The following is a 4,223-nucleotide window of genomic DNA, read 5'->3' on the forward strand; positions in this document are numbered from 1 at the left end:
CAGTTGCTAATTTCCATTTTTTCATTCTGTATTTTCAGCTGCGGCATTGGAAAACGGTAGATTCGTACACTCTTACCCGGCACCTCAACTTCAAGCCACTGCCCTCTGACAGTGAAGAACATCTCGTTGATGTTCTGCATCAACACCGCGATATAACTCAGAGCCAGTTGTTCTCCTGACGGAATAAGTCCCGAGACAGGTATCATAACGTTGTTGTCGTCGGTTGTTCGCATCCCGGACAGAAAGTGATCGGGAATATCGTTATACCAAGGCAGAAGGCTATGAGTTTTGAGTAGTGCTTCAAGCAGTATTTGGATGCCTTCTTTGGTGATTTCGTGGTTTTTTAGCCCAAGGCAGGCCTCAAGCAGCTGCTTAAACCACTGAGAGGAATGCTCTTTGCTGAGTTTATGCAGGGCGCTGAACGATGGAAACAGGTCGAATACTGCCCGGGCATGACTGGCGTCCAGAAAACGCAACTGGTCATCATTTGTTAAGGGTTGCAGGATTTCCCAGTAGAGCCTTTTCATATAGTCGAGTTTCAGCACCTCCGATAATTGTTGCAACCGGGCTGATTGCTGTTCCCATAGACTCTTATCCGGCAATGACTTCAGCCGCTTGACGAAATAGACAAAACGGCCCCTGTATTCATTGGCAGAAAACAGAACCACTGCCTTATTTAACACGTGCAAAGGCACGGCTCTAGCCGAATGACGCCGCAAAAAAAACCGGTCCTTTGCATTGGACTGAAGGTAGAGTTCGACACCTTTTCCTCCATAAAAAGACAGCAGCTTTATCAATGATTCCAGCATTAGAACGGTTTTGCTGTTTTCACGGAATTGATGAAATTGTTTTAAAGCCGTCCACTTTAGTGACCACTCTGGCTTAGAGGTGGAAAGATAAAGAGCGACGGTTTTTATCTGGAGATTGTAATTGTTGTCCTCTTCATTATCTGAGTTGCTGTTTTCTTCAGTGAATTCTGTAGACAGCCACTCTTTCAGTTCCGTTTCCCGTCGTTGCAGCACATCGGCAGCAGGTAGCCCTTCTGATTTCCAGAGTCTGGTCATAACTTGCAGGAGCTGGTGATTGGGTGCACCCCCGCAACTTGTCCAGTCCAGCACATCTTTAACTTCTTTGTGTTTGAGCACGCCTATTGTGGTGTACATGGACGAGAAGGCGCGAAACCGCTCCACACTGAACTCGCCATCACTGTCTTTCCATTCCGACCAGCCCAATACCTCTTTCACTTTTTTATGTTTGGGTACGCCCAGGCCATTGTTCATGGATGAGAAGGGACGGAACCGCTCTATATCGAATTGGCCGTCCTTGTCTCGCCATTCCGGCCAACCCAGCACCTCTTTCACGTCCTCACGTTTGAGTATGCCTTTGCTATGATTCATGGACGAGAATGCCCGTAAAAGCCCCATACTGAACTCGCCATCCTTGTTTTTCCATTCCGGCCAGCCCAGCACGTCTTGCACTTCCTCATGGTTGAGGATGCCCAGGCCATTATTCATGGACGAGAAGGCGCGGAACAGCTCAATACTAAACTCGCCATCACTGTCTTTCCATTCCGGCCAGCCCAGTACCTCTTTCACGTCCTCGTGTTTGGGCATTCCTTTACTATGATTAATCGAAGAGAAAGCGCGGAACAGATCAAAACTGAACACGCCATTCTTGTCTTTCCATTCCGGCCAGCCCAGTACCTCTTTCACTTCCTTGTGGTTGAGCATCCCACGGCTATGATACATTGACGAAAAGGAGCGGAGCAGCTCAATACTGAATTCGCCATCCTTGTTTTTCCATTCCGGCCAGCCCAGCACCTCTTTCACTTTCTCATGGCTGAGGATGCCCTGGCCGTTATTCATGGACGAGAAAGAGCGGAATAGCTCCGCACTGAACTCGCCATCTTTGCCTTTCCATTCCGGCCAGCTCAGCACCTCTTTCACTTTCTCATGTTTGAGCATGCCTTTGCCACGATTCATGGACGAGAAGGCGCGGAGTAGCTCCATATTGAACTCACCATCCCTGTCTTTCCATTCCGGCCAGCCCACCACTTCTTTCAGTTCCTCATGTTTGAGCATGCCTTTGCCATGATTCATGGACGAGAAGGAGCGGAACAATTTCACACTGAACTCACCGTCCTTGTTTTTCCATTCCGGCCAGCTCAGCATCTCTTTCACCTCCTCATGTTTGGGTAAGCCGTTTCTGTTGTACATGGACGAGATAGAGCGAAACAGCTCCATACTGAACTTGCCATCCTTATCTTTCCATTCCGGCCAGTCCAGCATTGCTTTTACTTCCTCATGTTTAGGGACACCTTTGCCATTATTCATTGACGAAAAGGAAGTCAATAAATCCAAACTTGCTAAATATGCAAGTTCATCCTGGTTACGTTCGGCAAAATCACGGATATGTTTTTTTTTATTCTTTAGCATGCCGGTCAGCATACCGGTATTTTTGAAGGTTTCAGGAAGGTGCCAAAAAAAAACGATCGCATTATCGAAGAAGTCATTAAATAACTTTCTCTCTACATAGCCAAGCAGTTTATAAAAAGAGTGCTTTACGGTGATGTTTTTTTTCTTGAATACCGCCATCAGGGTTTGAGCTTTTTCCAGCTCTTCCTCGCTTAATTCGTATTGGATATTTTCTTTTACACTTTCCAATGGGTCGTCGGGGACTTGAGTGTCTATTGGTTTCCTTTTTTTGGCCGGTGGTTTCTCCGAAGCAACTGCTTTCGAATTAATTCTCTTTCTAACCGAGCCTTTCTTTTTTTTCTGAGCAGGTTCTGATGCATCCGGCTCTGTTTCTTCCCGGGTTCGTCTTGCTCTTTTTTTACCCTGAGTGCCTTGCAGGCACTTGTTGCATAAAAACACTGAAGCTGTTGTCTCATTGGCTATAAGCTTTAATTCTTGTTGATTCAGTGCTTTGTTACACTTGGGGCAAATGACAACCGGATTTCCTGTATCCTGCTCAGCCGGGGGTTTCAGTGGGTCACCACCTCCTCGATCACTGCCGTCTGCTGAGCCGGTTGCCTGATTGTGGGTAGCAGCCCCATGTGTCTGGCCGGATTGGCCAGCCTGTTTTGTTGGCGCGGTCGTTGATGCTTTGGTACTTCTGCAGGGTTGGTTATTTTTACTCCTACCCGCCTGTCGGCCAGAGTTTTTGCCAGCAGCGATCTCACGGTAAACACTGAGTTCCTGACTATTCTCTGCCAACCATGCCTGAACCAGTCCCGGATGCATCATAGCAGGATCCGACCTTTCCAGATCCAGAAGATCCCCTTCAATCACCATGATCCGGTCTGACAAAATCCGGGCCAGTGTTGCTTGTCTCGTAATAAAAGCACATCGTCGTTTGAATCGTAACATTCGAAGCAGTTGCCTTTTTTGTTGCAGGCATTTTTGAATAAGGGAAAGAACAGGGGTAAGTTCAGGCTGGGGCTCTGGGTTGGGTTTCCAGTGGTTTCCGTCAGGTGTCTTATCGCCATTGCCTCCCCCGGCAGCTCCCATGACGATTAGCGCATTGGAAGAGTGCTCCAAGACTTCAGGGGATATCGCCATAAGGTCAGCGCGTTTTGTTTGCTTCATTGACCGAATGGGTAGCGCAGGCAATTCGAGAGACGCGGGAGGACTGTTATTCGGCAGCAGCTCTGGCAAAGGGAGGGCGAATCGCATAAACCCTGCCAAATGGGGGTAAGGCCGTTCGGGTTCAGTCAACATATTCGCATATAAGAAATGTGCTGGTAGCGGACTTGAGCCGACTAATTCCAATGCGGGTAGCGACTCCCCATATATTATGGTCACTAACAGAAGCAGTGATCGGGCTATTGAACAGATAGTTTTGTTTTTTTGTGAGCGTCTTGTAGACTCAGGCTTAAAAAAAATACACATCCACGAACCCATTCGCTATTGGAAATAATTCGTTATTTTCACGCCACCCGACATAAGGCTCAGGCTCTTGACTTGACCTCTGCCATTTGCACCGGAATGTATAGCGCCCTACTGACCCATTAAAAAATACCCCCACATCTATCAAGTAACTCTAGTTCCTGACAACCCTGATAAACATCAGGATTCACCTCTGATAATAAAGGGTCTCGCCTTCTTAATTGCTTTATTTCACTGCATGCCCGTTGCCTCCATTCTGCCATTGTGTGGTCAGCGATATCGATTTTGGCTTTTTTAAGGATGGTCACTATGTGCATAAGCTCCATTTCATCCCAA

2 protein-coding genes are annotated in these 4,223 nt (G+C 47.4%); both read right to left on the reverse strand.

All coding sequences use genetic code 11. The features are described from left to right. Positions 1-3,674 (reverse strand): hypothetical protein (locus KDK18_RS04675; RefSeq protein ID WP_257253550.1); only part of this gene is annotated, 3,674 nt, incomplete at its 3' end. A 335-nt stretch (positions 3,675-4,009) separates the two neighbouring features. Continuing rightward, positions 4,010-4,223 (reverse strand): hypothetical protein (locus KDK18_RS04680; protein ID WP_257253552.1); only part of this gene is annotated, 214 nt, incomplete at its 5' end.

It is taken from the genome of Endozoicomonas sp. SESOKO3 (assembly GCF_024606255.1).